The organism is Dermatophilus congolensis (assembly GCF_900447215.1).
GTDB lineage: Bacteria > Actinomycetota > Actinomycetes > Actinomycetales > Dermatophilaceae > Dermatophilus > Dermatophilus congolensis_A.
Window position 1 is genome coordinate 1,753,804 of record NZ_UFYA01000001.1, and the last position, 23,287, is coordinate 1,777,090.

At 58.8% G+C, this 23,287-nt stretch carries 23 protein-coding genes; 1 reads left to right on the plus strand and 22 read right to left on the minus strand.

What is annotated here, in order from left to right; all coding sequences use genetic code 11:
• The first annotated feature begins 176 nt into the window (after window positions 1-176).
• A complete protein-coding gene (locus DXZ77_RS07735; RefSeq protein WP_115031165.1) occupies window positions 177-830 on the plus strand; it encodes a GntR family transcriptional regulator in 654 nt (217 codons plus the stop codon).
• A 79-nt stretch (window positions 831-909) separates the two neighbouring features.
• On the opposite strand, the gene DXZ77_RS07740 is transcribed toward DXZ77_RS07735, so the two are convergent.
• From DXZ77_RS07740 to fliG, 22 genes are all read right to left on the minus strand, one after another.
• Window positions 910-1,317 (minus strand): hypothetical protein, encoded by a 408-nt coding sequence (locus DXZ77_RS07740; RefSeq protein ID WP_028326724.1) that lies wholly within the window; start codon window positions 1,315-1,317, stop codon window positions 910-912.
• A complete protein-coding gene (gene flhA, locus DXZ77_RS07745) occupies window positions 1,295-3,340 on the minus strand; it encodes a flagellar biosynthesis protein FlhA (RefSeq protein WP_115031166.1) in 2,046 nt (681 codons plus the stop codon). The genes DXZ77_RS07740 and flhA overlap by 23 nt, the downstream gene beginning before the upstream one ends.
• Window positions 3,341-3,465: 125 nt before the next feature.
• Entirely contained in the window at window positions 3,466-4,662 is a 1,197-nt protein-coding gene (locus tag DXZ77_RS07750) for an EscU/YscU/HrcU family type III secretion system export apparatus switch protein (protein WP_115031167.1), read from the minus strand.
• The gene (fliR, locus tag DXZ77_RS07755) at window positions 4,662-5,447 is read right to left on the minus strand and encodes a flagellar biosynthetic protein FliR (RefSeq protein ID WP_115031168.1); all 786 of its coding nucleotides are present in this window, start codon (window positions 5,445-5,447) and stop codon (window positions 4,662-4,664) included. The genes DXZ77_RS07750 and fliR overlap by 1 nt, the downstream gene beginning before the upstream one ends.
• Before the next feature lie 6 nt (window positions 5,448-5,453).
• A complete protein-coding gene (locus DXZ77_RS07760) occupies window positions 5,454-5,726 on the minus strand; it encodes a flagellar biosynthetic protein FliQ (RefSeq protein ID WP_115031169.1) in 273 nt (90 codons plus the stop codon).
• 21 nt (window positions 5,727-5,747) lie between these two features.
• The gene (gene fliP, locus DXZ77_RS12610; protein WP_115031170.1) at window positions 5,748-7,088 is read right to left on the minus strand and encodes a flagellar type III secretion system pore protein FliP; all 1,341 of its coding nucleotides are present in this window, start codon (window positions 7,086-7,088) and stop codon (window positions 5,748-5,750) included.
• Complete coding sequence (gene fliN, locus DXZ77_RS07770; RefSeq protein ID WP_115031171.1) at window positions 7,085-8,194, minus strand: flagellar motor switch protein FliN; 1,110 nt, start codon at window positions 8,192-8,194, stop codon at window positions 7,085-7,087. Before fliN ends, fliP begins: the two co-directional genes overlap by 4 nt.
• 18 nt (window positions 8,195-8,212) lie before the next feature.
• Window positions 8,213-9,082, minus strand: a complete 870-nt coding sequence (locus tag DXZ77_RS07775) for a flagellar motor switch protein FliM (RefSeq protein ID WP_115031172.1) — start codon at window positions 9,080-9,082, stop codon at window positions 8,213-8,215.
• A 174-nt stretch (window positions 9,083-9,256) separates the two neighbouring features.
• Window positions 9,257-9,730, minus strand: a complete 474-nt coding sequence (locus tag DXZ77_RS07780; protein WP_115031173.1) for a flagellar basal body-associated FliL family protein — start codon at window positions 9,728-9,730, stop codon at window positions 9,257-9,259.
• A 52-nt stretch (window positions 9,731-9,782) separates the two neighbouring features.
• Window positions 9,783-10,685, minus strand: coding sequence for an OmpA/MotB family protein (locus tag DXZ77_RS07785; protein WP_115031174.1), 903 nt, complete (start codon window positions 10,683-10,685; stop codon window positions 9,783-9,785).
• On the minus strand, window positions 10,685-11,470 hold the full coding sequence (locus DXZ77_RS07790) for a motility protein A (protein ID WP_028326733.1): 786 nt from the start codon (window positions 11,468-11,470) through the stop codon (window positions 10,685-10,687). Before DXZ77_RS07790 ends, DXZ77_RS07785 begins: the two co-directional genes overlap by 1 nt.
• A 2-nt stretch (window positions 11,471-11,472) precedes the next feature.
• Window positions 11,473-11,727 carry a flagellar FlbD family protein gene (locus DXZ77_RS07795; RefSeq protein WP_115031175.1) on the minus strand — a complete coding sequence of 85 codons (255 nt, stop codon included), beginning with the start codon at window positions 11,725-11,727 and terminating at the stop codon, window positions 11,473-11,475.
• A gap of 241 nt (window positions 11,728-11,968) precedes the next feature.
• Entirely contained in the window at window positions 11,969-12,772 is an 804-nt protein-coding gene (locus tag DXZ77_RS07800; RefSeq protein WP_115031176.1) for a flagellar hook-basal body protein, read from the minus strand.
• 123 nt (window positions 12,773-12,895) lie between these two features.
• Window positions 12,896-13,771, minus strand: a complete 876-nt coding sequence (locus DXZ77_RS07805; protein WP_115031177.1) for a flagellar hook-basal body protein — start codon at window positions 13,769-13,771, stop codon at window positions 12,896-12,898.
• 285 nt (window positions 13,772-14,056) lie between these two features.
• Complete coding sequence (locus DXZ77_RS07810; protein WP_115031178.1) at window positions 14,057-14,806, minus strand: flagellar hook assembly protein FlgD; 750 nt, start codon at window positions 14,804-14,806, stop codon at window positions 14,057-14,059.
• A gap of 75 nt (window positions 14,807-14,881) precedes the next feature.
• A complete protein-coding gene (locus DXZ77_RS07815) occupies window positions 14,882-17,233 on the minus strand; it encodes a flagellar hook-length control protein FliK (RefSeq protein WP_115031179.1) in 2,352 nt (783 codons plus the stop codon).
• A complete protein-coding gene (locus tag DXZ77_RS07820) occupies window positions 17,233-18,438 on the minus strand; it encodes a transglycosylase SLT domain-containing protein (RefSeq protein ID WP_181816071.1) in 1,206 nt (401 codons plus the stop codon). Before DXZ77_RS07820 ends, DXZ77_RS07815 begins: the two co-directional genes overlap by 1 nt.
• On the minus strand, window positions 18,438-18,956 hold the full coding sequence (locus DXZ77_RS07825; protein WP_115031181.1) for a flagellar FliJ family protein: 519 nt from the start codon (window positions 18,954-18,956) through the stop codon (window positions 18,438-18,440). The genes DXZ77_RS07820 and DXZ77_RS07825 overlap by 1 nt, the downstream gene beginning before the upstream one ends.
• Window positions 18,957-19,120: 164 nt before the next feature.
• Window positions 19,121-20,050 carry a DUF4300 family protein gene (locus tag DXZ77_RS07830; RefSeq protein ID WP_115031182.1) on the minus strand — a complete coding sequence of 310 codons (930 nt, stop codon included), beginning with the start codon at window positions 20,048-20,050 and terminating at the stop codon, window positions 19,121-19,123.
• A 132-nt stretch (window positions 20,051-20,182) separates the two neighbouring features.
• A complete protein-coding gene (locus DXZ77_RS07835; RefSeq protein WP_115032761.1) occupies window positions 20,183-21,457 on the minus strand; it encodes a FliI/YscN family ATPase in 1,275 nt (424 codons plus the stop codon).
• Between the two features lie 77 nt (window positions 21,458-21,534).
• Window positions 21,535-22,284, minus strand: a complete 750-nt coding sequence (locus DXZ77_RS07840) for a FliH/SctL family protein (protein WP_181816072.1) — start codon at window positions 22,282-22,284, stop codon at window positions 21,535-21,537.
• On the minus strand, window positions 22,277-23,287 hold the full coding sequence (fliG, locus tag DXZ77_RS07845) for a flagellar motor switch protein FliG (protein ID WP_115031184.1): 1,011 nt from the start codon (window positions 23,285-23,287) through the stop codon (window positions 22,277-22,279). Before fliG ends, DXZ77_RS07840 begins: the two co-directional genes overlap by 8 nt.

The following is a 23,287-nucleotide window of genomic DNA, read 5'->3' on the forward strand; positions in this document are numbered from 1 at the left end:
ACTTGACTACAAAAACATACCCTCACCTGCGGTATTCCTCTTGGACAAAGAGACTCAGAAGCGCTACCTTCATTGATAGCGACTACAAGTCCAGGGGGAGATCCCAGCCATACCAAGGGATCTATTTTTCAACACCTAAAATTCCGCAAGGAATTATGGCAACTGGAGGGAGAGGCATGTCGCGTGCAATATCTGCGACTGAACGCGCCTATAACGCCACACGAGGAAAAATCCTCGATGGGGCATTGGCCGGTGGTGACGTCATCACCGAGGGCGCGGTTTCCACCGAACTCGGAATCAGCCGCACACCAGTACGCGAAGCGTTCCTCCGCCTCCAGGCGGAAGGGCTTCTGCAGCTTTACCCCAAACGCGGTGCCGTCGTGGTACCAGTCACCGCCGAGGAAGCACTCTCGGTCGGTGAGGCGCGCGAAATCATCGAATCCTTCGCCGTCACCAAACTCCTATCCGAGTCTCCTGAACCTCCAGCGGAACTCGTAGACCGCTTGTGGGAATGTCTCAACGCACAACGGCAAGCAATCCGCGCCCACAATGCCTCAGCATTCATCGATGCCGACACAAGCTTTCACCTGGCCATCGTGGAGCTGAGCGAAAACGACTTCTTCTTTGACCTCTACAAAAGCCTGCGTGACCACCAGCGTCGCCTAGCAGTACACGCAGGCGCCCTCACCCCCGCCAACATGACCGCCTCATACAACGAGCACGTCAAACTGGCAGGACTTTTGAGTGAAGGTGAACTCGACAGCTATCTTGCTTTCCTGCGCAAACACTTACGCGAAGGACGCAAACGCATGGGCATCGACATAGTCTGACGCTAACTAAAGGGGTGGTTCCTAACCGTACGGTCAGGAACCACCCCTTTATCTATTACCTAAAAAATCATTTCGATCATTATTCTCCAGGCATCCGCTCCCGCGGCGGCTCGTAACCAGTCGCCCCGTTAGGGACACGGTAATTCTGCCCACCTAGCATCTCGCCAGTGACATGATCGATTTTTGTAGCTTCGATCTTTGACTCATTCTGTTGACGGAAAGATTTCGCTACTCCATAAACAAGGTTCACCAACCCCCATGCCACGATGAGCGCGGCAAGGTAACGAAGAATCATTTGATCGAACTCCATCCCGCCATCTACATACTTAAGTAAAGCAGGGATCGTCATCACCGTGGCGAAAAGCACACTGATACTAAAAGGGGGAAGGTCAGGCTTCTCTTCCACGATAATCGTGGTGACAGACTCCTTTCCTTTCTTTCCCTTCTTACCTTTTTTGCCTTTTTTAGGCTGCGATTTCGCCGACATTCACCACTCCTGACGTGACAAGCGTGAGCTGACCGCCCAACTCCGAATAGGAAAGAACAGGGATCCTCGGCGCCACTTGTTCCAGAAGGCGCCGTATCGGCAGCCGTAGTGGCTGCGCACACACAAACACAGGTGGATCGCCAGTAGCCTCGGCTTCTGCGGAAACAGAGGCGATCTGGTTAGCCACGCTCTCAGCGAGCATCGGGTCGATCATCAGGGTCGCTCCTGCCTCAGTAATCCGCAGGCTCTCAAGCAGACGCTGCTCAAGAAGCGAATCAAAAGTGATCACTGACAACCGGCCATCAACCGCGTGACTAGAAGCGATAGCTGGCCCCAAAGAAGCACGCGCAGCTTCGGTCAGCCCATCAGGATCGGTGGAGATTTTGGCCCGCATAGACATGGCCTCGAAGATGCGAACGAGGTCACGTATACATACACGTTCATCGAGGAGCGCCTGGAGAGTGCGTTGAATTTCACCCAGACTCAACGGCGTAGGAGTGAGCTCCTCGATTACTACCGGGTTTGATTGACGGACCATGTCTACGAGCATCTTGACGTCTTCGCGGCCGAGAAGCTCTGCGGCATGAACGCGAACAACCTCGGCCATATGGGTGGTGACCACGGAACTGCGGTCAACGACGGTGGCAGTGGCCAAAGCCATGTGTTCACGTAGTTCACCTGGCACCCATTTAGCGGCGAGCCCGAAGACGGGTTCTGTGGTGGGTGTTCCTGGTAGGTCATCGAGATCGTCGCCGATGGCCAAGACCATTCCTGCCGGTGCGGTGCCGCGGGCGACTTCGACTCCGTGCACGCGGATGGCGTAGGTGCGTGGCGGCAGGTCAAGGTTGTCCCGGGTACGTACCAAAGGCACCACGACGCCGATTTCTTGTGCAAGTTTGCGGCGCAGCGCCCGTACTCGATCTAAGAGGTCACCGCCGTTAGCAGCATCAACCAAGTCAATGAGGTCGTAGGCCAGTTCGAGTTCAAGCGGTTCGACCCGCATGTCTTGCGCGATTGCCATAGGCGAATCTTTTTGCGGAACAAGGGGTTCGAAATCTTCGGGAGTCTCGACTTCCGGTTCTTCTCCCAGTTTGGGAATCCGTGTGGACAGGAACATGACTGCACCGCCGATAAGCGCAAATGGCAGGAACGGCATGCCAGGGACGATCGCCAGCAGAAGGATGACACCAGCAGCGATTTGGATGGTGATGCGGTTGGCGCCGAATTGTTGGAGGAGGTCGGTTCCAAGCTCGTTGTTAGTGCTGGCGCGGGTAACTACGACACCGGTTGCAACAGAAATGAGCAACGCAGGGATCTGAGAGACGATGCCGTCTCCGACAGTCATGAGCGAGTAGGTCTGTAAAGCGCTCTGGAAATCCATGCCACGCTGGACCATGCCGATGATGAAGCCACCGACGAGGTTAATGATGGCGATGAGGACTGCGGCGATGGCATCGCCTTTGACGAATTTGCTGGCACCGTCCATGGAGCCGTAGAAGTCAGCTTCGGCTGATACCTCGGCGCGGCGAGAACGGGCTTGATTTTCGTCGATGAGGCCAGAGTTGAGGTCGGCGTCAATAGCCATTTGTTTACCGGGCATGGCGTCGAGGGTGAAGCGAGCCGAGACTTCGGCGACGCGGCCGGCACCGTTGGTGATGACCATGAACTGGATCACCATGAGGATGATGAAGATCACGAGACCGACGACGATGGACCCGCCGACGACGAACTGGCCGAAGGCTTCGATAACGTGCCCGGCGAACCCGTTGAGAAGAACAAGTCGGGTGGTGGAGATGTTGAGGGCGAGACGGAAAAGAGTGGCCACGAGGATGACCACAGGGAAGGTGGAAAATTCGAGGGGTTTCTTCACCCGTAGGGCGAGAACGAGGATGACAGTAGCCAGGGCGAGGTTGGTGACGAGGAGAAGGTCGAGCACGAGGGTGGGCAGAGGGATCACCATCATGACGACGATGCCGATGATCAACGCCGGTACCCCGATGGTGGCGATGTAATCCTTTTTCACGGCACCTCACGAGCGCTGGACGGGGTTGGGGGCCAGATAGTTCTGGTCCCCTTGGCTACGCATGCTCATCGGCATTGCGGATAGTGATCTGAGAGTGCTGGAGGGATAGGGGCTTTGGTTAGAAGCTAGTAGGTGGAGGTGTTGGAGTAGGAGGCACCTTCGGGTGCTCCGAATTTAGCGATGCCGAGTGCTTCGTCGGATAGGTCCTCGGGCAGATCGACTCCGTTCCAGCCTGGATGTTTCACCGGGGATGGGTGGGCGCCTTCGGTGCGGCGGATGTCGGACATGCGCATGATGAAAGCCAGGACGGTGGCGATCGTGTCGTAAAGCTCGAAAGGTATGTAGGAGTCGACTTCGCACATTTTGAACAATGTGCGGGCGAGGATGACATCTTGGACGACTGGGACTCCGCTGGCTGCGGCTTCGTCTTTGATGCGTTGAGCAAGTAGCCCTGCGCCTTTGGCAACGACTTGGGGGGCTCCTTCGCCGGATATGTAGCGCAGGGCCACGGCAACGTGAACGGGATTAGTCAGGACAACGGTGGATTCGCTGACGGCAGCCATCATGCGGCGTTGGCCCATCTCGCGTTGACGGGCGCGGCGTTGGCCTTTGATGTGAGGGTCGCCTTCTTGTTGTTTGTTCTCGCGTTTGATCTCGTCTTTGCTCATACGGAGTGATTTTTCGACGCGGTGGCGTTCGACGCCGTAGTCGAGGGCGGCGATGACGAGCCCGACGACGATGATCCAGAGCATGACGCGGTAGGCGGCGTTACCTGTGACTTCTAAGACGGTAGTGATGCTGCGTTGGCCGGTGCCGGTGAGCATAGAGATGGTGTCTTTGACGCCCATGTAGGCGATGACGCCGAAGACGACGAATTTGATCATAGTTTTGGCGAAGGTCCAGGCAGCCTGCATGCCGAAGAGGTTTTTGATTCCGGTAAATGCGTTGAGTTTTTTCCATTTGGGTTTGAATCGTTTGGCGTTGGGGCGAGTACCCCCTTGGACAAGATGCCCCACGCTTCCTAGAACCATGCACAGGAGGATGATCGGCCCGGCGATGCGTACGTAGGCAACGAGATTGTTTGCGAAGAGTTCGAGGGCTTGCCGAGGGTCGGGTCTGATGATGATTCGTGCGATGTCGTGCAGGGTGGTAGTGACGGTTCTGAAGAGGGTGGATAGGGCGGTGGGCCCGAGTACGTAGAAGGCTAAGACGGTCAACCACATAGAGAGGTCGTGGGTTCTGGGGATGTTGCCTTCTGCTTTTGCTTTGCGGAGTTGTTCGGGGGTGGCTTTTTCGGTCTTGCTGGATTTGTCTTCGGCCATCAGCTTTTCCCTCCGAGCATGTCGGTCATAGCGGGGAATCTGGCGACGGCGTCAGCGATGGTGCGAGTGACAGCTTCTGGGAAGACAAGGATGAAGACGGAGGCGAGGGTGAGGGTGAGGATGAGTTTGATGGGGAAGGAAAGTTGGAAAACGTTCATGCTGGGCACGGCGCGGGAAACGAGTCCGAGGGCGAGGTCGGCGAGGAAGAGGACGGCGAGAACAGGCGCGGCGATTTGGAGGGCGGAGGTGATCATGATGCCGAAGTCGTGGATGAGGGCTTGGGCGATGGCTCCGGTGTCGATGGCTTTGGTGACTTGGATGTCGAAGGATTCCAGGACGCCGCGGATCATGATGAGGTGGCCGCCGGAGGTGAAGAGTAGTGCGGTGGCGAGCAGTCCGGTGTAGCGGCCGATGATGGAGCTGTTGGTGCCGCTAGTGGGGTCGAACATGCTGGCCATAGCGAATCCGCCAGTCATATCGACGTATTGTCCGGCGACTTGGAAAGCCGTGAAGAGGATGATGACGCTCAGACCGAGAGTGGCGCCGACGAGCACTTGAAAGCCGATGGCGGTGGCGAAGTTGGTCAATGAATTCCAGGTTTGCGCAGTGACGGTGGGGCGCACGACAGGAGCTACGGCTAGGGCGATCGCGAAAGACATGGCGGCGCGGGCGCGGGCGTTGAAGTTACGACCAGCGAAGGGTGGGGCAAGGGTGAAAAAGACGGAGAGTCGGGTAAATACCAGCAGCATCGCGACGAGGAGGTCGTAGGCGAGGTTGAGGTTCATTGGTGGTTACCGCTGGAGGTATCGGGGGATGTTGTGGATGAGCGTCTCGGTGAAGGTGACGGTTTCGTGCATCATCCAGTTGCCAAAGAAGAGCAGGATTGCGGCGACGGCGATGAGTTTGGGGACGAAGGTCAGGGTCATTTCCTGGACCTGGGTGACGGATTGGATGAGGGAGATGATGAATCCCATCACGAGGGAGACGATGAGGACTGGTCCAGCGAGTTTGGTTCCGAGAATCATCGCTTGGATAGCCAATTGCATGACGTCGTGGTCGCTCATGGGTGGCTCTTTTCGGTCATGTCAGCCTCCCACGTAGCTGGTGACTAGCGCGGTGGTGATGATCCCCCAGCCGTCGACCATGACGAATAGGAGCAGTTTGAAGGGCAGGGAGATCATGACGGGGGGAAGCATCATCATTCCCATGCCCATAAGGATCGATGCGACGACGAGGTCGATGACGAGGAATGGGATGTAGATGACGAAACCGATGATGAATGCGTTCTTGAGTTCGGAGATAACGAATGCGGGGATGAGGGTGGTGAAGGTGGTGTCGGTGCGGTCACCTGGGGGGTTTTGGCCCGATAGGCCGATCATGGTGCGTAGTTCTTGTTCACCGGTGTGATTAAGCATGAAGTTTTTGATGGGATCGCCTATGCGGTTGAGGGCGACTTCTTGGCTGATTTTTCCGTCGAGGAAGGGTTGGACGCCGTCGTTCCAGGCAGTACCCAGGACGGGGGTCATGACGAATAGAGAGAGGAAGAGCGCGAGTCCGGCGATGATCTGGTTGGGGGGGATGGTAGGGGTTCCGATGGCTTGTCTCACGAGTGCCAGGACCACGGCGATCTTCGTGAATGAGGTCATGAGCAGCAGGATTGAGGGGGCGACGGAGATGACCGTCATGAGCAGGATGATCTGCACTGACAGGGAGCGGTTGTTGCCGGTGTCTCCGAGGTTGATGTTGATGTTGGGCGCGGGTGTGGCTGCGTAGGCGTGGGTGCTGCCGAGTAGGAGTGCGGCGGTGATGAAGATGGCGGCGAGGATGAGCGCGGTGAGGATGGCTGGGATGAGGGTGCGGCGAATGAATCGAGGGGTGAAGGAGCCGTGAAGGGTGAGGATGGGCCCGGTGCTAGTGGGCTCTGAGATGGGGCGGTTCCGGGTGCTCATCGGGCCTCCTGCGAACCGGTGTGGGGGGTTGGTGTTTCTGGGGTCGAGTCGGGCTGCGGTAGCTGCGGGGTCGCGGTGGCGTCCGGTGCGGGCAGTGACGGCAGCGACGATGCGGGTGGCTGTTTCGTGGTGGCGGCGATTGATGAGGGGGTGGATGGTGGCGTGCTGGGGTGAGGCGTTGTCGTTGTCGTCGTCGCTGGTCAAATCATTGGGGCCCAGGTCGGTGAGTACGCTGATGCGGGTGTCGGTGACGCCCAGGACGAGTACTTGTCCTCCCACGCGGACGATGTGCATGGATGCGTTTTTGGTTAGGGGGGTGCGATTGAGCACCTCGGTGGCGATGGTGGTGGTGCCTCGTGCTTGGCGGGTGTTGCTGGCTTTTTCTAGCCATCGCATGAACAGGACAAGTAGTGCTAGAACGGCCCCGAGGGAGAGGATTGTCCGCACAGCAAGCTCGAGGCCGGAGGTTCCGCTCATGCGGTGATTGCACCTTCTCGCCCGACTACTTCGGAGATCCTGACGGCGAATTCTTCGTCGACGACGACGACTTCGCCGTGGGCGATGAGGGTGCCGTTGACGAGTACGTCGACGGGTGCGCCGGCGGCACGGTCGAGTTCCACGATGGACCCGGGGGTTAGTCCGAGGATTTCTTGGACAGTCAGTTGGGTGCGGCCAAGCTCAACGGAGACTCCCATGATGACTTCGCGGAGCAGGTCGATGCGGCGAGGGTCGGCGGCCATGACCATGCCGCCATAGAGGGGCTGGAACTGGGGAGCTGTGGTGGAGGGTTGGGCTGCTTGCCGAGCGGCGACGGCTTGGGCGTGCATGGCTGCGGCTTCTTCGGGGCTGAGTCCTTGGAGTCCGCCGGGGCCGGGGTATGCAGGCATTCCTGCGTAGTAGGCAGCGTAAGGATCGGGGGCTCCTGGCATTCCCGGTGGGGGGAAGCCGGGGGGTGGTGTGGCGCTGGCAGCGGCTGCGGCGGTGTCGTCGGTGGTGTCCTCAGCGGTGGTCTCTTCGCTGCCGCTGGTTTCGTCGGTGGTGTCTTCGCTGTCGCTGGTTTCGCTGTCTTCGTCGTTTTCTTCTGCTTCGGCGGCGGCGATGGCTGCGGCCAGTTCGGCGGCAGCGCCTTGGCCGGTGGCTTCTTTGGGCAGTGCGATGAGCATGCCGGCGAGGGTGTCTTCGTTGAATACGCCAACAACGTTGGATTCGTCTGCTTTTTCGAGGGCGTCGAAGGCGTCGACCATGTGGATTTGGCCGTTTTTGAAGTCACCGATTTCGCCTTTGAGGGCTTCCATTGCTTCGGTGAGCGCGGCTGTCCATAGGGTGCGTGCTTCGTTGCGGTCGAAGATTTCACCTTTGGCGTGATCGATAAGTCCTGTGACCACCATGACGAGGGTGCCGAGGTTGTCAGCGTTAGAGAGGTTTGTCTCTACGCCGATCGCGCCACCGGGAAGGGACATGGTGGTTGCCTGGATCGGGTCGAGGGTCTCCAGCCGCAGGGCGTCTGTGTCCGCGAAGTGCGCGGGTAGTACGCCTGCCGCGGCTAAGAGCGCGGAGTCGACGTCCAAAGAGTTCGTGGACATGCAGTGATCCTTCAGCGGTCAGAGGGAGACGATTTGGCAAGCAAAACGGTGGCCATGCGATCCAGGTACTGCTTTAGCGACAGGCACTCCGTCGGCTGACATCGTGAGCGGCTGGTTGGTCGGATGACCCAGTGGGAGCACGTCCCCTACCTCGAGATCGAGGATGTCTCCACTGGTGAGCGTGATTTCATCGAACGCGACGCGGACTACTTGCGGCACGGTCGAAACTTGTTGGCGAAGTTGTTCCACTGCTACTGCCCGGGGTCCGGTGAGTTCCAGTGGTGGTTTTTCCGTCAGTTTGTCTAGGGCGGGTTGAAGTGTGGAGATCGGGAGTGCGAGGGAAGCTTTTGCTTCCTGCTCCCCCAGGCGCAGTTCGAAGGTTGATACGACCATCGGGTCAGATGGTTGTACCAGTTGGATGAATTGCGCGTCGCTCTCCAGTGCCCCGACTACGGGTTGGATTTTTTCGAGTGTTTCGAATGCGTAGGCGAGTTCGTTGATCATGCGCCGCAGCACGTTCCCGAGGAGCCCTGCTTCCATTTCGGATAGGGCCCTGGTGGGTTGTGTGGCGGTGCCTGGTCCACCGAGTAGACGGTCGATAACGTTCATTCCCACTTCGAGTGGCATGTGGAACAGGCCTGCGTCAGGCAGAGGGTCCAGTGTCACGATAGCCAGCAACGATGGGTTGGGCAGGGTAGAAATGTATTCGTCGTATGTTGTTTGCTCTACCTCCTCGAGGTTGCAGTGGACCACCATCCGCAGTGTCGTCGAAAGCACGGTCGCGATCTGGCGGGAGAACGTTTCGTTCGCCACCTGAAGCGCCCTAAATTGCTCGCGACTGAACCGGTTGGGGCTACGGAAGTCGTAGACGATCGGCTCAGCACTCACATGGGATCTGATCGACAGCTGGTGGGACGATCTGAGGCGAAACGTGGTGTGGGGATGCGAATCATGGCTGGGGGCAGAAGGCTTCGAGCTGGGGGGTGCAGCGATGGGTGGGGTGGCCGGTATGTCTGGCCACCCCACCCATCGTGTCGTCAGCGGGGTTGTGTTGGTTGGGCTTTATTGCATGACGAACTCTGTGAAGTACACGGAGAGCACGTCTCCGTCGTATCGTTTTTTCACTTCTTTGCTGAGGTTTTGTTGTGCTTCGTTTTTCTTTTCGGGCTGGAGGAGTTCGGAGTATTTGTATTTGGAGAGGATCTCGATGGCGGCATCGCGGGCTTTACTGAGGTCGGGACCTTTAGCTGGGTCGATCCCGGCTTTGGTGAGGTTCTCATCTCCTGCCTTGCTCATTTGGATAGCAAGGTTGACTTTGAGGAATTTTCCGTCGGCGAGGTTGAGAGTCATGGGATCTTTCATCGCGTAGACGGCGCCGTTTTGGGTGGCGGGGTCGGGCTCGGATTCTTTATTCCCTCCGAGCAGCATCATGACAATGACGCCAGCAGCAACGAGTACTACGACGAGAGCGGCGGCGAGGATGATGAGTTTTTTGTTTCCGCCGGATTTTTTATCGTCTTCTTCGCTGTCGGCCATGGTGTTTTCTCCTTAGAGGGGTGACTGCTGACGGTTGTGTGGTTAGTGCGGCTTATGGGCCGACTTTGTTTGATGGCGTGTTCGCTGCCGTTCCCGCTGGTGGTTGTTGGACGGCGTTGCTGGCTGCGGCGGAATTGTTCAGTGGCACGGTGGGAAGAATCACTACGGCTACGCGTCGGTTCATGGCGCGGCCTGCGTCGTCTTTGTTGCTAGCGATGGGGCGCTGATCGGCGTACCCAGATGCGGAGACTTTAGAGGCTGGGATTCCGTCGGTGACGAGGGTGCGCAGCACTGCTGCGGCACGGTCGGTGGATAGTTCCCAGTTTGAGCGGCTAGCAGTGTTGAGGGGGACGTTGTCGGTGTGTCCTTCGATGGCGATGTAGTTGGGGATGCCTTTGAGGATGGGCGCGACGGTGTCGATGACTTTCTTTCCTGCAGGTCGCAGGTATGCTTTACCGGTATCGAAAAGCACTTTGTCGGTGACAATGTTGACTACGAGTCCGCGCTCGTTGATTTCAAATTTGGCAGCGTTGGCTAGGCCAGCTTGTTTGAGTTGAGAAGCGATTTTGATTTGGAGTTGTTTGAGGGATTCTTTTTCTTTTGCTGCGGCTTGAGCTGCGGCTTGTTCACGTTGGAGGGCCGATTGGCTCAGCGGTGAGGGCTGGGCTGCTTCGTTGTCGGGGACTTTTGTTTCTTGACCAGGTTTCTGATTTTCTAGGATCCCGTCACGCCCGTCGAGGTTTCCGCTTTTTCCTTGCATGGCAAGGTTTGCTTGTCCGAATGCTTGGGCGGTTCCTTCGGCGAAGGTTTGCAGTTTCTGCTGGTCCACTTTAGAGATTGCGAACATGACGATGAAGAGGGCAAGCAGGAGGGTGAGAATGTCTGCGTAGGAGAGCATCCATCGTTCGTGGTTGGCGTGTTCTTCGTGCTCTTCGTGTTTCTTTTTCCGCGCCATTATGCTGCCTTCGCTTCCTTGCCTTTACCGGTGTCTTTTCCACCGCTGGGCAGCGCTGAGCGCAGTTTTTGTTCTACAACGCGGGGGGATGTTCCGGCTTGTACGGCGAGGACACCTTCGATGATCATCTCCATGCCTTTGACTTCGAGGGCGGAGAGTCGTTTGAGCTTGGCGGCCATGGGCAACCACACGGCGTTACCGATGAGGACACCCCAGAGGGTGGCGACGAAGGCTGCACCAATCATTTCGCCGAGTTTGTCGACTTGGTCAAGGTTTCCGAGTGCGTGGATGAGGCCGATGACGGCGCCGACAACACCGAGGGTGGGGGCGTATCCGCCTTGGCCTTCGAAAAACGCGGCACCGACTTTGTCTTGTTCTTTTTTGGCGGTGACGCGCATTTCGAGGATTTCGGCGATTTCGTCGGCGTCGGAGCCGTCGACGGTCATTTGGATGCCTTCTTTGAGGAGGGGATCCTCAATTTCTTTTGCCATGTCTTCGAGGGCGAGGAGCCCTTCACGGCGGGCGCGGTCGGCCATTTTGACGATGACGTCAACGAGTCCGGAAGCGTCGGGGGCTTTGCTGAGGAAGGCGCGTTTGAATCCGCGAGGAATTTCAGCGAGGTCGGCTTTGGTCATGCCTGCCGAGGCGGCACCGAAGGTGCCGACGAAGATGAGCATGAGTGCGGCAGGCTGGATGAGGACAGTGACGTGGACACCGTCGAGGAGCATTGTTCCGATGACGCCCACGAAGGTGAGCCCCACCATGATCATTGTGATCGGATCCATGTTTAGCTCTCCGGGTTCGAGACGGATCGGAGCCGTGTGTGACGGGGAACGTCGGGCGACGGCGGCGTGTTTGTGGCGATCAGGACGGAGGCGCGGAAGTCGCGTACGGCGTGGACAAGGTCTTCGACGGGTTCGGCGACGACGTATTTGGTGCCGCTGACGAGCGTGATGACGGTGTCTGGTGTGGCTTCGATGCGCTCGATGAGGTCGGGGTTGAGCGCGAAGCTTGTCCCGTTCCGTCTCGTGCAGATGATCATGGGGTCCCGTCCCTGGTTGTGTTTCGTCGTCCGGTCCTTGGCCGACAGTTGCTTATCGACGCTGGGTGGGCGGAGTTGAGCACAGCAGCAATCGGATTGCGGCAGCGATTCGCGCAGGTGAGCGGGGTGATTAAGACAAGAAGCCTGTAGATACGCAGGTTCGCTGTAAGCGGGTGGATGGGTGCCTTGGTGAAGGGCAACTCAGCCACCCGCTTATTCAGGTACCTAATTGACTTTTATGTCATTGCATTTGGTTGATGCGGTCGGCCATTTCGTCAGTGGTGGTGAGGACTTTGGCGTTCGCTTGGAAGCCACGTTGGGCCATGATCAGGTTGGTGAACTGGTCAGCGAGCTGAATGTTGCTGATCTCGGTGACACCGGAAATTGCTTGGCCAAGCCCATTGGTTCCTGGTGCTCCTTCGATGGGGGCGCCGGATGCGGCGGTGGCGCTGAATTCGGTGTTTCCTTCGCGGAGCAGGCCTTGCTGGTTAGTGAATCGGGCTAGTTTCATCTGACCGATAACAACGCCACCAGGATCACCGTTGCGCACGACTAGTTGTCCGGAGGCATTCATGAAGAAGGGCGTGTTTTGGTATTGGGCAGGCACCTGGAGGGGACGGTTGTCAGTGCCAAGGACTTTTTTGCCGTCACCAGCAACGAGGGTGCCGGTCGAGTCAAAAGTAAAGTTGCCGTTGCGGGTATAGACCGGGCCTTTAGCTGATTGAAGAACGAAGTAGCCTTCGCCCTGGATACCGAAGTCGGTGGCTTGGTTCGTGATTTTGAAGGCGCCTTGGGCGAAGTCGCCGGGAATAGCGCGACGTGTCACGCCAAGCCCAGCCATGGCTGCGTTGATGGCCCCTTGAGGTTGGGGGCGTGGTGGGGCGATTTTGGTGCCGTCGACGAGTTGGTTGAGCACCTCATCGAAAACGAACTGGCTGCCTTTGAATCCGTCGGAGTTGACGTTGGCGATGTTGTTACCGACGACATCGAGGTACTGCTGGTGGTAGCGCAGCGCGCTAGCGGCCACGTCGTAAGAGCGGAACATGCCGGCCTCTCGGTTAGTGAAGAGCTAATGGGTGCGCTGATAGCGCTTATGCTGCTCACCTCGTGCCGCCCTATCCAGAGAAAGAAGGGGCGGCACGAGGTGGCGAGTCACTTAGTCAGCGGATTAGCGCTTCATGTTGATGAGGTCTTGGAGTACCTCATCGGAGGCGGTGACAACTTTCGAGTTCGCTTGGAAGCCGCGCTGGGCCATGATCAGGTTGGTGAATTCACCAGCCAAGTCGACGTTGGACAGCTCCAACGTACCGGAGGTCACAAAACCCATGCCATTAGCGGCATCGTTGGGTGCGTGGAACTGTGGCACACCAGAGTTCAGCGTCTCTTTGAACATGGTTCCACCAACACGGTCAAGACCTGCCGGGTTATTGAACTTAGTTAAGGAGATCTGACCGATAACCTGAATTTTTCCATCTGTGCTAGCTACCGGCACACCGCTGATCATACCGTTAGGAGAGATCTGGAAGTTTCGCCACTTGGTTGTATCGATAACGATATTGTCAGCGGCTTTCGTGGGGTCCAGAGTGGGAGCAGTACCTGGCGCTGTCGCTGCGGGAGCACCTGCCATAACACCTTTAACGAAACTACCGTCGCTTGTGGTGAGGTTACCGTTTTGATCTAGCGAAAAGGCACCGTTACGCGTATAGAACTTAGATGTCCCTTTCTCCACTACAAAGAATCCATCGCCCTGGATAGCAACGTCGGTGGGAACGTTGGTTACTTGTAAGCCACCTTGAGTGAAGTTTCCAGAAATCTGCCCCAGCCGAACTCCAAGACCGATCTGAGTCGGGTTCAATCCGCCCGTACCGTTAGCTTCATCTGGTGCGGCAGCATTGCGAACAACCTGGTTAAGGCTGTCCTCGAATACAGCGCGTTGGTATTTGTAGCCGTGGGTGTTGACGTTGGCGATGTTGTTACCAGTGACGTCGAGGTAGATCTGGTGGTTGCGAAGGCCGGAGACGGCGGACCACATTGAACGAATCATGAGTGGGAATCCTCCTGCTCACCCTCAATATGGGGGCTGGGGTAAGCGACATGTGTTTTTTAGCGGTAAGACGGGATCTGCCGTCGGGGGTTTCGCTCGGCGGGATCGCCGCCGTATCAGGCTGTACGCAGGTGCCAGGTGGCTTACGTGCCGGTGGAGGGGCCGGTGCGTTGCGTACTCCCAAAAGGTGTGGTCATCCGTGACCGGGGAGGTTCCGCGTCATCCATGATGCGGATTGGTTCGCGAGTCAGTGTGGTTACCCGCTACTGGTGAAGAGGCTGTATGTCAGGCCTGCGTGGCAGTGCCACGCGCGACCGCTGTGATTGAGTCGACCGGGACGTCTGTCCCGTTCACTTTAAGAATCGGCCCATCCGCCCCGATCTTTACGGATTCAACGGTGCCCTGTTCAGTAGTTGCCGTGTCACCGGTGCCTTTGGTGTAAGTGACAGTCTGTCCAATGAGGCCAATGGCGGCTGAAAGTGACTGCTGGGCAAGAAGGGACCCCAGGTGTTGGGTCATAGCTGTGTTAGATGCAATGAGATCTTTGTTAGCCGCGGCGAGCGATTCGCTGGACTTGGTCATAGATTCTGCCGCGCCAGCCATCTCGTTAATGCGCTCCACCATCGACATGGATGCAGTCTGCTGCATCATCTGCGCGGTGTCCGCTGGTTTCGATGGGTCTTGGTACTGGAGCTGAGCCACGAGCAGCTTCATAAAATCGTCTGCATTGAGCGTCTGGTTGTACTTAGCGTTGTTTTTTTTCGCCAGATCAGACATGCCGTCGGCTGGTGTCGGAGTCCAGACGGTCTGAGTTGTCCCGTCAGGATTTTTAACGACGGTAGACCCCATCGTGGGGATGACATATTGAAATTTTGATCTGTCAGGCTGAGTGATGGTGACGACTGTGCCGCTGGCCGTGTTTGAAACGGTTGCGGTGCCTGCAGCTGCGCTTCCGCTGGTGCCGGTGGCACCTGTTGTGCCAGTTGTTGTTGTGGGTGTGGTGGTGGTTCCGCTGATCGCAGATGCGTCAGTCATGGTGTTCTCCTGGGTTTAGGGCGAGGTGGGGGCGGCGGCACATGGTGGTGTGGCGCCACAGGAGAGGTGGGTTAGTTAGAGACGAAGGTTGAGGCGGTCGTTGCTGCTCGATGTGGGGGTGGTGGCTGGCTGTTGCAGCTGTTCGGTGTCGGAGTTGGTTTGTCCGTTGCCGGTGGTGACGGTGGATGAGTCTTGCCATTGGCTGTCTGTGCCGAGGGCTTCTTCGAAACTTTCGGTGTCTCCGCTTTCGCCTGTGGAGACATCGATACTTCCGGTTTTCACGCCGAGTTGTTCCAGGGTTTGTTTGAGGTCGTCGAGGTTTTCTTCGACGAGTTGTCCGGTGGCGGCATCTACTGCTTTGACATGGATGGATACCTGGCCGGATTTGACGCTTACTTGTAGTTGCACGTGTCCGAGGTTCACGGGGGTTAGTTGCAGCATGAGGGCGTATTGCCCGTCAACGCCGCGCAGCATCGGGGACACCCCGGTGACGAGTTGCTGGTAGAGCGGAACGGCGGGTGCGCTCACCATGGGGGCGGGCGTGCCACCAGAGGGAACGGTCGCTGAGATGGGCGTGGTGACTGAGACCCCCTGTGTTTGCTGTGCAGGGGTTGCCTGGTTGGCAGGTGCGGGTTGTGATGCTGGTGGGGCTGCTTCCGCGGGTGGGCGTGAGCTGGTTGGCGCAAGAGGCTGCTGTTCAGCGGTAGATGGAGGTGCCACCGGGCGGCGGGAATCAGGGCGGGAGGGCTCCGGTGCGGGAACAGGTGTTGGGTCCTCTGGCCGTGGGGCCGGGGATGGCAGGGTGGGGCGTTCGTTGGCTGGTGGGGCAGGGACCTCTTCGGTGGGGGGAGGTGGTGTGGTGGGCCGGGTGGTGTCTTCCCCGGGGGTGATGGCTGGGTCGGTGGGGACCTCGTTGGCAGGCGGGGGCGCAGTGGGTGTGGGGGTGTGGGGGGTGGAGTCGGTTGGCGCTGGTGTGGCGGGCGTGGCTGGTGCGGGTTGCCCGGTCACTGGTGAAGTGGCCACGTTTTCGGGTGTGTCAACGGAGGGTGATGTGAGTTCGTTTCCTACTGGTGGCTGTTGTGCCCCGGCGCTATTGGGGAGGGTGCCTTGTTCAGGGGTGTTTTGCGCCGTTGGTTGAGGTGTAGGCGTGGGGAACGAGGTGGACGCTGGGGCTGGGGTGTGGGTTAGTGGGGCGGTGATTGTGGGGGTTGTTGCGGCCTCGGTGGTGGCTTCGGTCGGGGCTGGGGTGGGGGTGGGTGCTGGTGGTGTTTGTCCCAGCGAGTTGGGTGTAAGGAGACCTAGTTCGCTGGCTTGCACGGAGATATCGGTAGCTGTGGGGGTGCCTTGCGGGGTTTGCGGGTGTGTTTCCGCGGCGGTGCGCACGTTCTGGTCAGCGGTAGGTGTGGTGGGTTCAGGGAGTGTGGGCTGTGGCGCAGTCAGGTCTGGGCTGTTGGGTGTGGCGTGGAGTTCAGGTTGTTCATTAGTGGGTTGGTTGGGTGTCGGGGTTACTGGCTGCTGGGGGGATGTCGGTGTTGAGGCGTCACGGTTGTTAGGTGCAGCAGGTTGTGGGGGCAGCTGTGCAGCGTTGTTGCCTTCTTCAAAGGCGGGGATGTCGTTGCTGGTGGCAGGCGTTGCTGTGGCAGATGGGTCAAGAACAGGTGGTGTGGACGCTGCTTGTTCAGGCGCGCCCACGGCCGGCAGCGTGGTTTGGTCGGTGGTGGGGGTGGTAACTGGCAGGGTGGGGGTAGCCGCCGGTGCTGTGGGGGCGGCATTGATCGGGGTGTTCGTCTCCTGTGTGCCAGTGATGCCAGGCATGGTGGAGGTGGTGGGTGATGATGGTGATGGTGAGGTTTCGGTGATGGCGGGTGTAGCGGTGGTGGCTGCGCCGTTAGCTTCAGACAGTCCAGGAAGCACTCCGGTCACGGGACCAGCAATCGGTGAGGTGTACGCCATGATGGGAGCGTCAGCGCCGGTGAGGGGGGCTGCGCCGATGCTAATCATTGGTTCTTCAATACCGGGTGTGCCCGGTAGAAGTGCTGCTACTCTCCCGGTGACGGTGGGCGTATTCGGGGTTTGTTGGGCGTTATTGAGCCCTTGCTGCAGCGTGTTGTGTTCAGATGCAGTGGGAGTCTGCGCCTGAACAGGTTGGGTGGAGCGCACGGTATTGGGCTGTTCGGTCCCATTCGGCTGTGGGGAAGTGTGAACGTGGCCGGTGTCGGTCTCGGAGTTCTTGACGCCCAGTGGTGAGGAGGTGCGATTTTGGGCTTCGCGAGAGACTCGGCGGGGGGTGTCGGTGGCGCTGCGGAGCGCTTCACCGAAGGCACGGTCGTGGGAGTCGCGCGCGGCCATCCCGGCGCGGGATGACTTACGTAAACGGGTGAGGGCGGCCTCAGCGGCGTTCACCGGCGAGATTTCCAGACGGCTCATCAGGCTCTGCTTCCCTTGAGGTTTGCGGTGATCCTGCGGACATAGTTTTGGGTTTCGGCATAGGGGGGAATGCCGTGATATTTACGGACCGCTCCTGGGCCGGCGTTGTAGGCGGCGAGCGCGAGTTCTACTGTTTTGAAGGTTTTGAGGTGGTCGCGTAGGAGGCGTGCGGCGCCGTCGACGGCTTGGGCTGGGTCGAAGGGGTCGGTGACGCCCAATGCGCGGGCGGTGCCGGGCATGAGTTGCATGAGGCCGCGTGCGCCAGCATGGCTGACCACTGTGGGGTTGAAGCTGCTTTCTTGTTTGGCGACGGCGGCAAGGAGGTCGGCGGAGACTCCGTATTTGTCCTCAGCGGCGAGGAAGAGTTTTTGGTATGCGGCGGGGGCTTGGGCTAGGACGCCGGCGACGGAGCGTGGGGCAGCGAGGGTTTCGGTGCGTGCTGCTTTGAGGGTGGTGACCGGAGGTGTCCAGGCGTCGTTGGGTAGGACTCGGCGGATGGTGGAGAGGTCTTTGTGGAGTTTGGAGATTTTGACGACGTCGCCGGTGTGGGGGGCGTGGAGCATTTTGCCGTTGCCGACGTAGATGCCGACGTGGTGGGCGGGGTCGCCGAAGTAGACGAGGTCGCCGGGTCGGGCGTCTTTGATGCTGTCGATTTTGGTGCCGATGCGTTGTTGGTCGGCAGCGACGCGGGGCAGTTTGATGCCGTGTTGTTTGTAGACGAGTTGGACCAGGCCGGAGCAGTCGAGGCCGACGTTGGGGTTGGTTCCGCCCCATTTGTAGGGGATGCCTAGGTATTTCTTGGCGGTGGCGATGAGTTTGTCGGCTTTGGTGCTGCCGTCCATGTTGACGGGGGTGTCGGTGACGGCGCCGGTGGTGGGGGTTTCGCCGCGGGCTGCTGCGGCGGCTTTGGCGAAGACGTCTTTGGCGTCGCTTTTGAGGGCAGCTTCGCGGGCGGAGGGGTTGTAGATGAAGGGGCGTTCGACGGTGGCTGCTGCCCTGTTTTTGGCATCGATTTCTGCAGAGCCGGTGATGGGCAGGGCGGTAGCAGTGTTGGCGGGTTTTTTGATTGCCTCCAGGGCGTTGTCCATGGAGGTGGAGAAGGCGGTGCCGGTGGTAGGGGCGGGCATGTTTGACTGGCCGAACATGCTGTTCAGCTGGGCGACTCGTGCCTGTGCTGCGGTGATTCCGCTCACCTCGACGGCCATCATGCTCCCCTCGTGTGCTGCTCGTGTGTGTCGTGCGGTGTTTCTGGGTGGTGTTGGGTTTGTGCGGCGCGGCGTGCTGCCTCGGCGGCGGCCTTGCGGGCACGGACCCCTGCAGTACTCTCTTCGGCTACCTGTTGGTCGGCGGCAAGCATTCGTTCGAAGCGTTCTTCTTTGGCGCGTTCGACGAGGCGTTCGAGGCCTTGGGTGCGTTGTGAGGCTTTGGTGACGTGACCGAGGGCGGTTTGTCTTGTTGTGTCTGCTTTTTCGGCTTCGTAGCTGGCCCACATGATGGATTGGGCAAGGCGTTGGCCGTGGAGTGCTTCGCGCATGAATCCGTTGATGTCGGTCTCACCATGTGATTTGTTCATGGCGTCGCGGTGGGCTTGGCGGGTGGAGTCTAGGCGTGCGAGGGCGGCGCGGTGTTCGGCGTTGGCGGCGGCGAGGGCGGCTTTGGCTTTGTCTTCTTCGATGCGCCGTACGCGCAGGAGGGTGTCGTATGGGGTGGTGAATTTGGGCATGTCACCTCCTGCGGTGGGTGCTGTTGGTGGTGGGGTGTCTGCGCTCTTATCGGCGCGGTTGGTGGTGCTTGTGAGGTGCTTGTTGGGGTTGGGTGGTGCGAAGAAAAGGCCTCGTGCACGGTGGGTGCGACGAGGCCTTTTGTGAGAGGAAAGAGTTGGGGTGCTTATGCGGCGCTGGGGGCGCCTTCCATGAGTTTGTCGTTTTCCATGATGATGGGTTTGGCCAGTCCAAGGTCGGGGTTGTTGAGGTCGTACTGCTTGAACAGGTAGTTGGCTAGTTCGGTTCGGTTGGCGAACATGGTGGTGACGTAGGGCTCTTGGAAGGCGAGTTTTTCGACGAACAGGACACGACCGTCGTTTTGGGGAAAGGCCACGCCTGTGTGTCCGATGAACAGGTCGTCTTTGTCGATGTTGTTGTGCTGGAACACTGAGATGAGGCGGGCTTTGGTGTTTCCGGTGAAGGTGACGCCGCGTTTTTTCCAGGCTGCTTGCACGGTTTCGACGTGGGTTTTTGTTGAGGTTGTGTGGGTGGTGGGGATGGTGGTGAAGATGTTTTTGAAGGCGTTGATGTTTTGTCCGCCGATGAGTGCTGAGGGGTCAGTTTTAAGGGACTCTTCGTCAAGGAATAGGTCGGGGTGGGCGGGTGTGGGTGCTGGGTTTTTTCCGACGGTGATGTGTGGCCCCATGAGTGAGTAGGCCGTGATGCGGCAGTTGTATCCGTGGAAGTTGGGGTGTTTTTTGTTCCATTTTTCTTGGAGGTCGTAGACGTCGTATTTCTTTGTGAAGGGCAGTGGTATGAATGTGCCGCTGAGCTTGACTGGGTGGATTGCTGCGGTGAATTGGTCGGCGTGCTTCAGGAGCACGTCGATACGTTTTTTCTCGACACCGGCGGTGGTCAGGGCTGCCTGAAGTTGGGCTTTGGAGGTGGGACCGGCCAGGTGTGACCAGGTGTGGGTGGCGATCGGTGCGGGGCTGGCGGCTGTGGTTCCGTGGTGGAGGCGGTTGGCCCAAGCGCTTGTGGTTCCTGTTGTCACAGATAGTGCTAACGACATGGCGCTTACTGCTGCCAGAGCGCGGGCGTGCGTGTTTTTCATGTGTCCTCCAATGTCTGCCGCAGGTGCGTTGGCTCGCCTGCTGTAGTTCCCTGCTTTAAGGGAACACCCTTGAGTTCACAAAGAACTCACAGGTTGGGCTTCGATGGAGGTAAGGGCGCCAGGGGTGGTGAGTTATTTCGCGGCGATCGCGGACAGTTGCGCCCAGGACTGGTCGTAGGGGGTGAGGTCTTCCATGTCCTGCACAAGGAAAGAAGAGATCTCTGGGGCTAGTTCGAGAGCTTTATCGACGAGTGGGTTAGTGCCTTTGACATAGGCACCGATATCGATGAGGTCTTTAGCATCTCGCTGCGCGGCCATGAGCTTACGGACGGTTGTGGCAGCTTCACGCTGTTCACGGGTAGTGAGGGCTTTATTGGCACGAGAGATGGACTCCAGCACGTCAATTGCGGGGAAATGTCCTTGAGTAGCGAGTTTGCGGGACAAGACGATGTGCCCATCGAGAATGGAACGCACATTGTCGGCGATGGGGTCGTTGAGGTCATCACCGTCAACAAGAACCGTGTACAAGCCCGTGATAGACCCGGTGGCTGCCATTCCGGCCCGCTCCAGCAATTTGGGCATGATCCCAAAAACACTCGGGGGGTATCCGCGGGTGGCGGGTGGTTCCCCGGATGCCAGCCCGACTTCGCGCTGAGCCATCGCTACACGCGTCACCGAATCCATACACAGGATGACGTCCTGGCCTTGATCCCGGAACCACTCGGCGATACGGGTGGCAGTGGAGGCGGCACGCAAACGCACCAGCGCAGGTTCATCAGAGGTAGCCACCACAACCACCGACCGCGCCAAACCTTCGGGGCCGAGGTCACCTTCAACGAACTCTCTGACTTCACGGCCGCGCTCGCCCACCAAGGCCAGTACACACACTGGCGCTGAAGAGCCCCGAACAATCATCGACAGCAGCGAGGACTTTCCCACACCTGATCCAGCGAAAATGCCTAAACGTTGTCCTTTACCGCATGGGATCAACGTGTCCATTGCGCGCACCCCTAAGGGCATCGGGGTGCCGATCCGTTCCCGGTCCATGGCCGGCGGTGGGCTTCCTTCGGTGGTGACGAGGGTGACATCACTCAGCGGCGGCCCACCATCCATAGGGCGCCCTAACGCATCTACTACCCGCCCTAGCATCCCTGGGCCGACGGGCACTTCCAGCGCGCCACCGGTGGCGATAGCTGGGTTGCCTGCTCGCACCCCACGCAAATCCGAAATCGGCATGCAGGAGGCGTATCCCTCGTGTAAAGCCACAACTTCGGCCATGATCGGGCCATCGTCCCCGAGGATCCGCACGGCCTCCCCTACCGCTAGTTGGAGCCCGGCCACGTCGATAGATAACCCCACCGCACTGACCACGGTGCCGTGCGCGACCGGAGCAGTGGCGCGCAGCATCTGTGCCCGCAAGTCTGCGTAGACGCCCCGATCAAGTAGGTAGGAACGTTCGCTTTCACGCGCTGGGACATCAAGGTTCACGGATGCAGCACCTTCCGTACCGCCGCAACCGCGTCGGCCAACGTCACTGTCACTTCAAGGTTGCGCGCTGTTGCTACGACATCGCCATGAGCAATCGTGTCATCAGCAATAGCTCGCACTCGCCGTTCTTGTGAGACAGATCCGGCGTAGTTGGCCACCAATTCCAGGTCCTGCGGGTTGACTCGTAATGTCACATCGACGTCTCGCGGAATCGAAGCGAGGGCTCGCTGCACCTGATCCACCGCGGCGCACTCCCCCACTGCCAAATGATGTCCTACGAGTTCTTCAGCGATATCGACTGCTAAGTCAGCGACGAGTCCTCGTAGCTCTTCCACCATCGGCATCTGATAGTCCAGAGCATTCTGTACTGCGTTCTCTACCGCGGCGTGGAATTCTTTGAGTCTGGTGCGGTTGGCTTCTGCTTCGGCTTCGGCAGCTGTTTTCATCTTGGTGATCTCGCCGGCCATCATCTCTAGCCCAGCGACCCGGCCATCCTCGAACCCTTGAGTATGTCCTTCTTCATAGCCGCGGCGTCGGCCCTCTTCACGGGCCTCTTCCACGAGCTTATGCATGTGCGGGTCAGTCAGGCGCGGGTCGGCATAGTCAACACCAGCGAACGGGCTCATCACTAAGTCTGAAGAGATCACTGCGCGGCGGGTGTTTTCTTCGGCTTCTTTACCGCGCAGCACGAATCCGCTGCGCCGACCAACCAGCGCTGCCGAGCTTCGTCGGTTCGGCTTAGGCAACGAACTCGTCCCCTCCGCCACGTGCCACCACGATCTCGCCGGCTTCTTCCAGCATGCGGATCTGGCGGATCACCACGGCCTGAGCTTCCTCGACCTGTTTGAGTCGCACTGGTCCCAGGATCGATATCTCATCGGCCAACGACAAGGCAGCCCGCTCGGACATGTTGCGGGTGATTTTCTCGCGCACGTCTTCACGCACACCTTTCAACGCCACAGCAAGATCCTTGGACTCGACCTTGCGCAGCACTACCTGGATGGCGCGGTCGTCCAAGCCAGTGATGTCCTCGAACATGAACATGTGTGCCCGGACCTCTTCGGCTAGGTCGAGGTCGCGTTTCTCTAGGCCGTCGAGGATCATCCGTTCGGTAGTGCGGTCGGACTGGTTGATGATGTCAACCAGTGGCTTAAGGCCACCAACGGTGGTGGAGTCAGCGGCCTGCACCACCGTCGATAGACGCCGTTCCAGGTGAGACTCCACCTGCTTAACGATCTCCGGACTGGTGCGGTCCATGATGGCCAACCGGTGTGCCACTTCAGCCTGTGTTTCTGGCAGCAACCCAGACAAGACAATGGCGGCTTGATCAGCAGGAAGGTAGGCAATGACCAAGGCGATCGTCTGCGGGTGTTCGTCGGCCAAGTAGGTCAGCAACACTTTGGGCTCAACTCGCCGCAAGAACTCGAACGGCATCTCCACCATCGAGGCAGACAGACGCTGCATCACCTCGTTCGCTTTGTCTTGCCCCATCGTGGCGACGAGAACCTCTTCAGCGAACGAAACACCTCCCTGCACGTAATACTTACGGGCCTTGGCGAGCTGCTGAAACTCTTCGAGCACACCGTCCAATGTGTCGACGTCCACGTTTTCTAGACGAGCGATTTCAGCGGTTAATGCCTCCACTTCTGGCTCACGGAGCTGTTTAAGAATCTCAGCGGAGTGTTCTTTACCGAGCTGTACGAGGAGGATCGCGGCCTTACGCAGACCGGACAATTGCGCGGTACTCAT

Bases quoted from the DNA above. Each gene is read 5' to 3' on its own strand.
- DXZ77_RS07735 (WP_115031165.1), top strand. From the start codon at position 177: ATGTCGCGTGCAATATCTGCGACTGAACGCGCCTATAACGCCACACGA.
- DXZ77_RS07740 (WP_028326724.1), bottom strand. From the start codon at position 1,317: ATGTCGGCGAAATCGCAGCCTAAAAAAGGCAAAAAAGGTAAGAAGGGA.
- DXZ77_RS07750 (WP_115031167.1), bottom strand. From the start codon at position 4,662: ATGGCCGAAGACAAATCCAGCAAGACCGAAAAAGCCACCCCCGAACAA.
- fliR (WP_115031168.1), bottom strand. From the start codon at position 5,447: ATGAACCTCAACCTCGCCTACGACCTCCTCGTCGCGATGCTGCTGGTA.
- DXZ77_RS07760 (WP_115031169.1), bottom strand. From the start codon at position 5,726: ATGAGCGACCACGACGTCATGCAATTGGCTATCCAAGCGATGATTCTC.
- fliP (WP_115031170.1), bottom strand. From the start codon at position 7,088: ATGAGCGGAACCTCCGGCCTCGAGCTTGCTGTGCGGACAATCCTCTCC.
- fliN (WP_115031171.1), bottom strand. From the start codon at position 8,194: ATGTCCACGAACTCTTTGGACGTCGACTCCGCGCTCTTAGCCGCGGCA.
- DXZ77_RS07780 (WP_115031173.1), bottom strand. From the start codon at position 9,730: ATGGCCGACAGCGAAGAAGACGATAAAAAATCCGGCGGAAACAAAAAA.
- DXZ77_RS07785 (WP_115031174.1), bottom strand. From the start codon at position 10,685: ATGGCGCGGAAAAAGAAACACGAAGAGCACGAAGAACACGCCAACCAC.
- DXZ77_RS07790 (WP_028326733.1), bottom strand. From the start codon at position 11,470: ATGGATCCGATCACAATGATCATGGTGGGGCTCACCTTCGTGGGCGTC.
- DXZ77_RS07795 (WP_115031175.1), bottom strand. From the start codon at position 11,727: ATGATCATCTGCACGAGACGGAACGGGACAAGCTTCGCGCTCAACCCC.
- DXZ77_RS07800 (WP_115031176.1), bottom strand. From the start codon at position 12,772: ATGTTCCGCTCTTACGACGTGGCCGCTAGCGCGCTGCGCTACCACCAG.
- DXZ77_RS07805 (WP_115031177.1), bottom strand. From the start codon at position 13,771: ATGATTCGTTCAATGTGGTCCGCCGTCTCCGGCCTTCGCAACCACCAG.
- DXZ77_RS07810 (WP_115031178.1), bottom strand. From the start codon at position 14,806: ATGACTGACGCATCTGCGATCAGCGGAACCACCACCACACCCACAACA.
- DXZ77_RS07815 (WP_115031179.1), bottom strand. From the start codon at position 17,233: ATGAGCCGTCTGGAAATCTCGCCGGTGAACGCCGCTGAGGCCGCCCTC.
- DXZ77_RS07820 (WP_181816071.1), bottom strand. From the start codon at position 18,438: ATGGCCGTCGAGGTGAGCGGAATCACCGCAGCACAGGCACGAGTCGCC.
- DXZ77_RS07825 (WP_115031181.1), bottom strand. From the start codon at position 18,956: ATGCCCAAATTCACCACCCCATACGACACCCTCCTGCGCGTACGGCGC.
- DXZ77_RS07830 (WP_115031182.1), bottom strand. From the start codon at position 20,050: ATGAAAAACACGCACGCCCGCGCTCTGGCAGCAGTAAGCGCCATGTCG.
- DXZ77_RS07835 (WP_115032761.1), bottom strand. From the start codon at position 21,457: ATGCTGCGCGCCACTGCTCCGGTCGCGCACGGCACCGTGGTCAGTGCG.
- fliG (WP_115031184.1), bottom strand. From the start codon at position 23,287: ATGAGTACCGCGCAATTGTCCGGTCTGCGTAAGGCCGCGATCCTCCTC.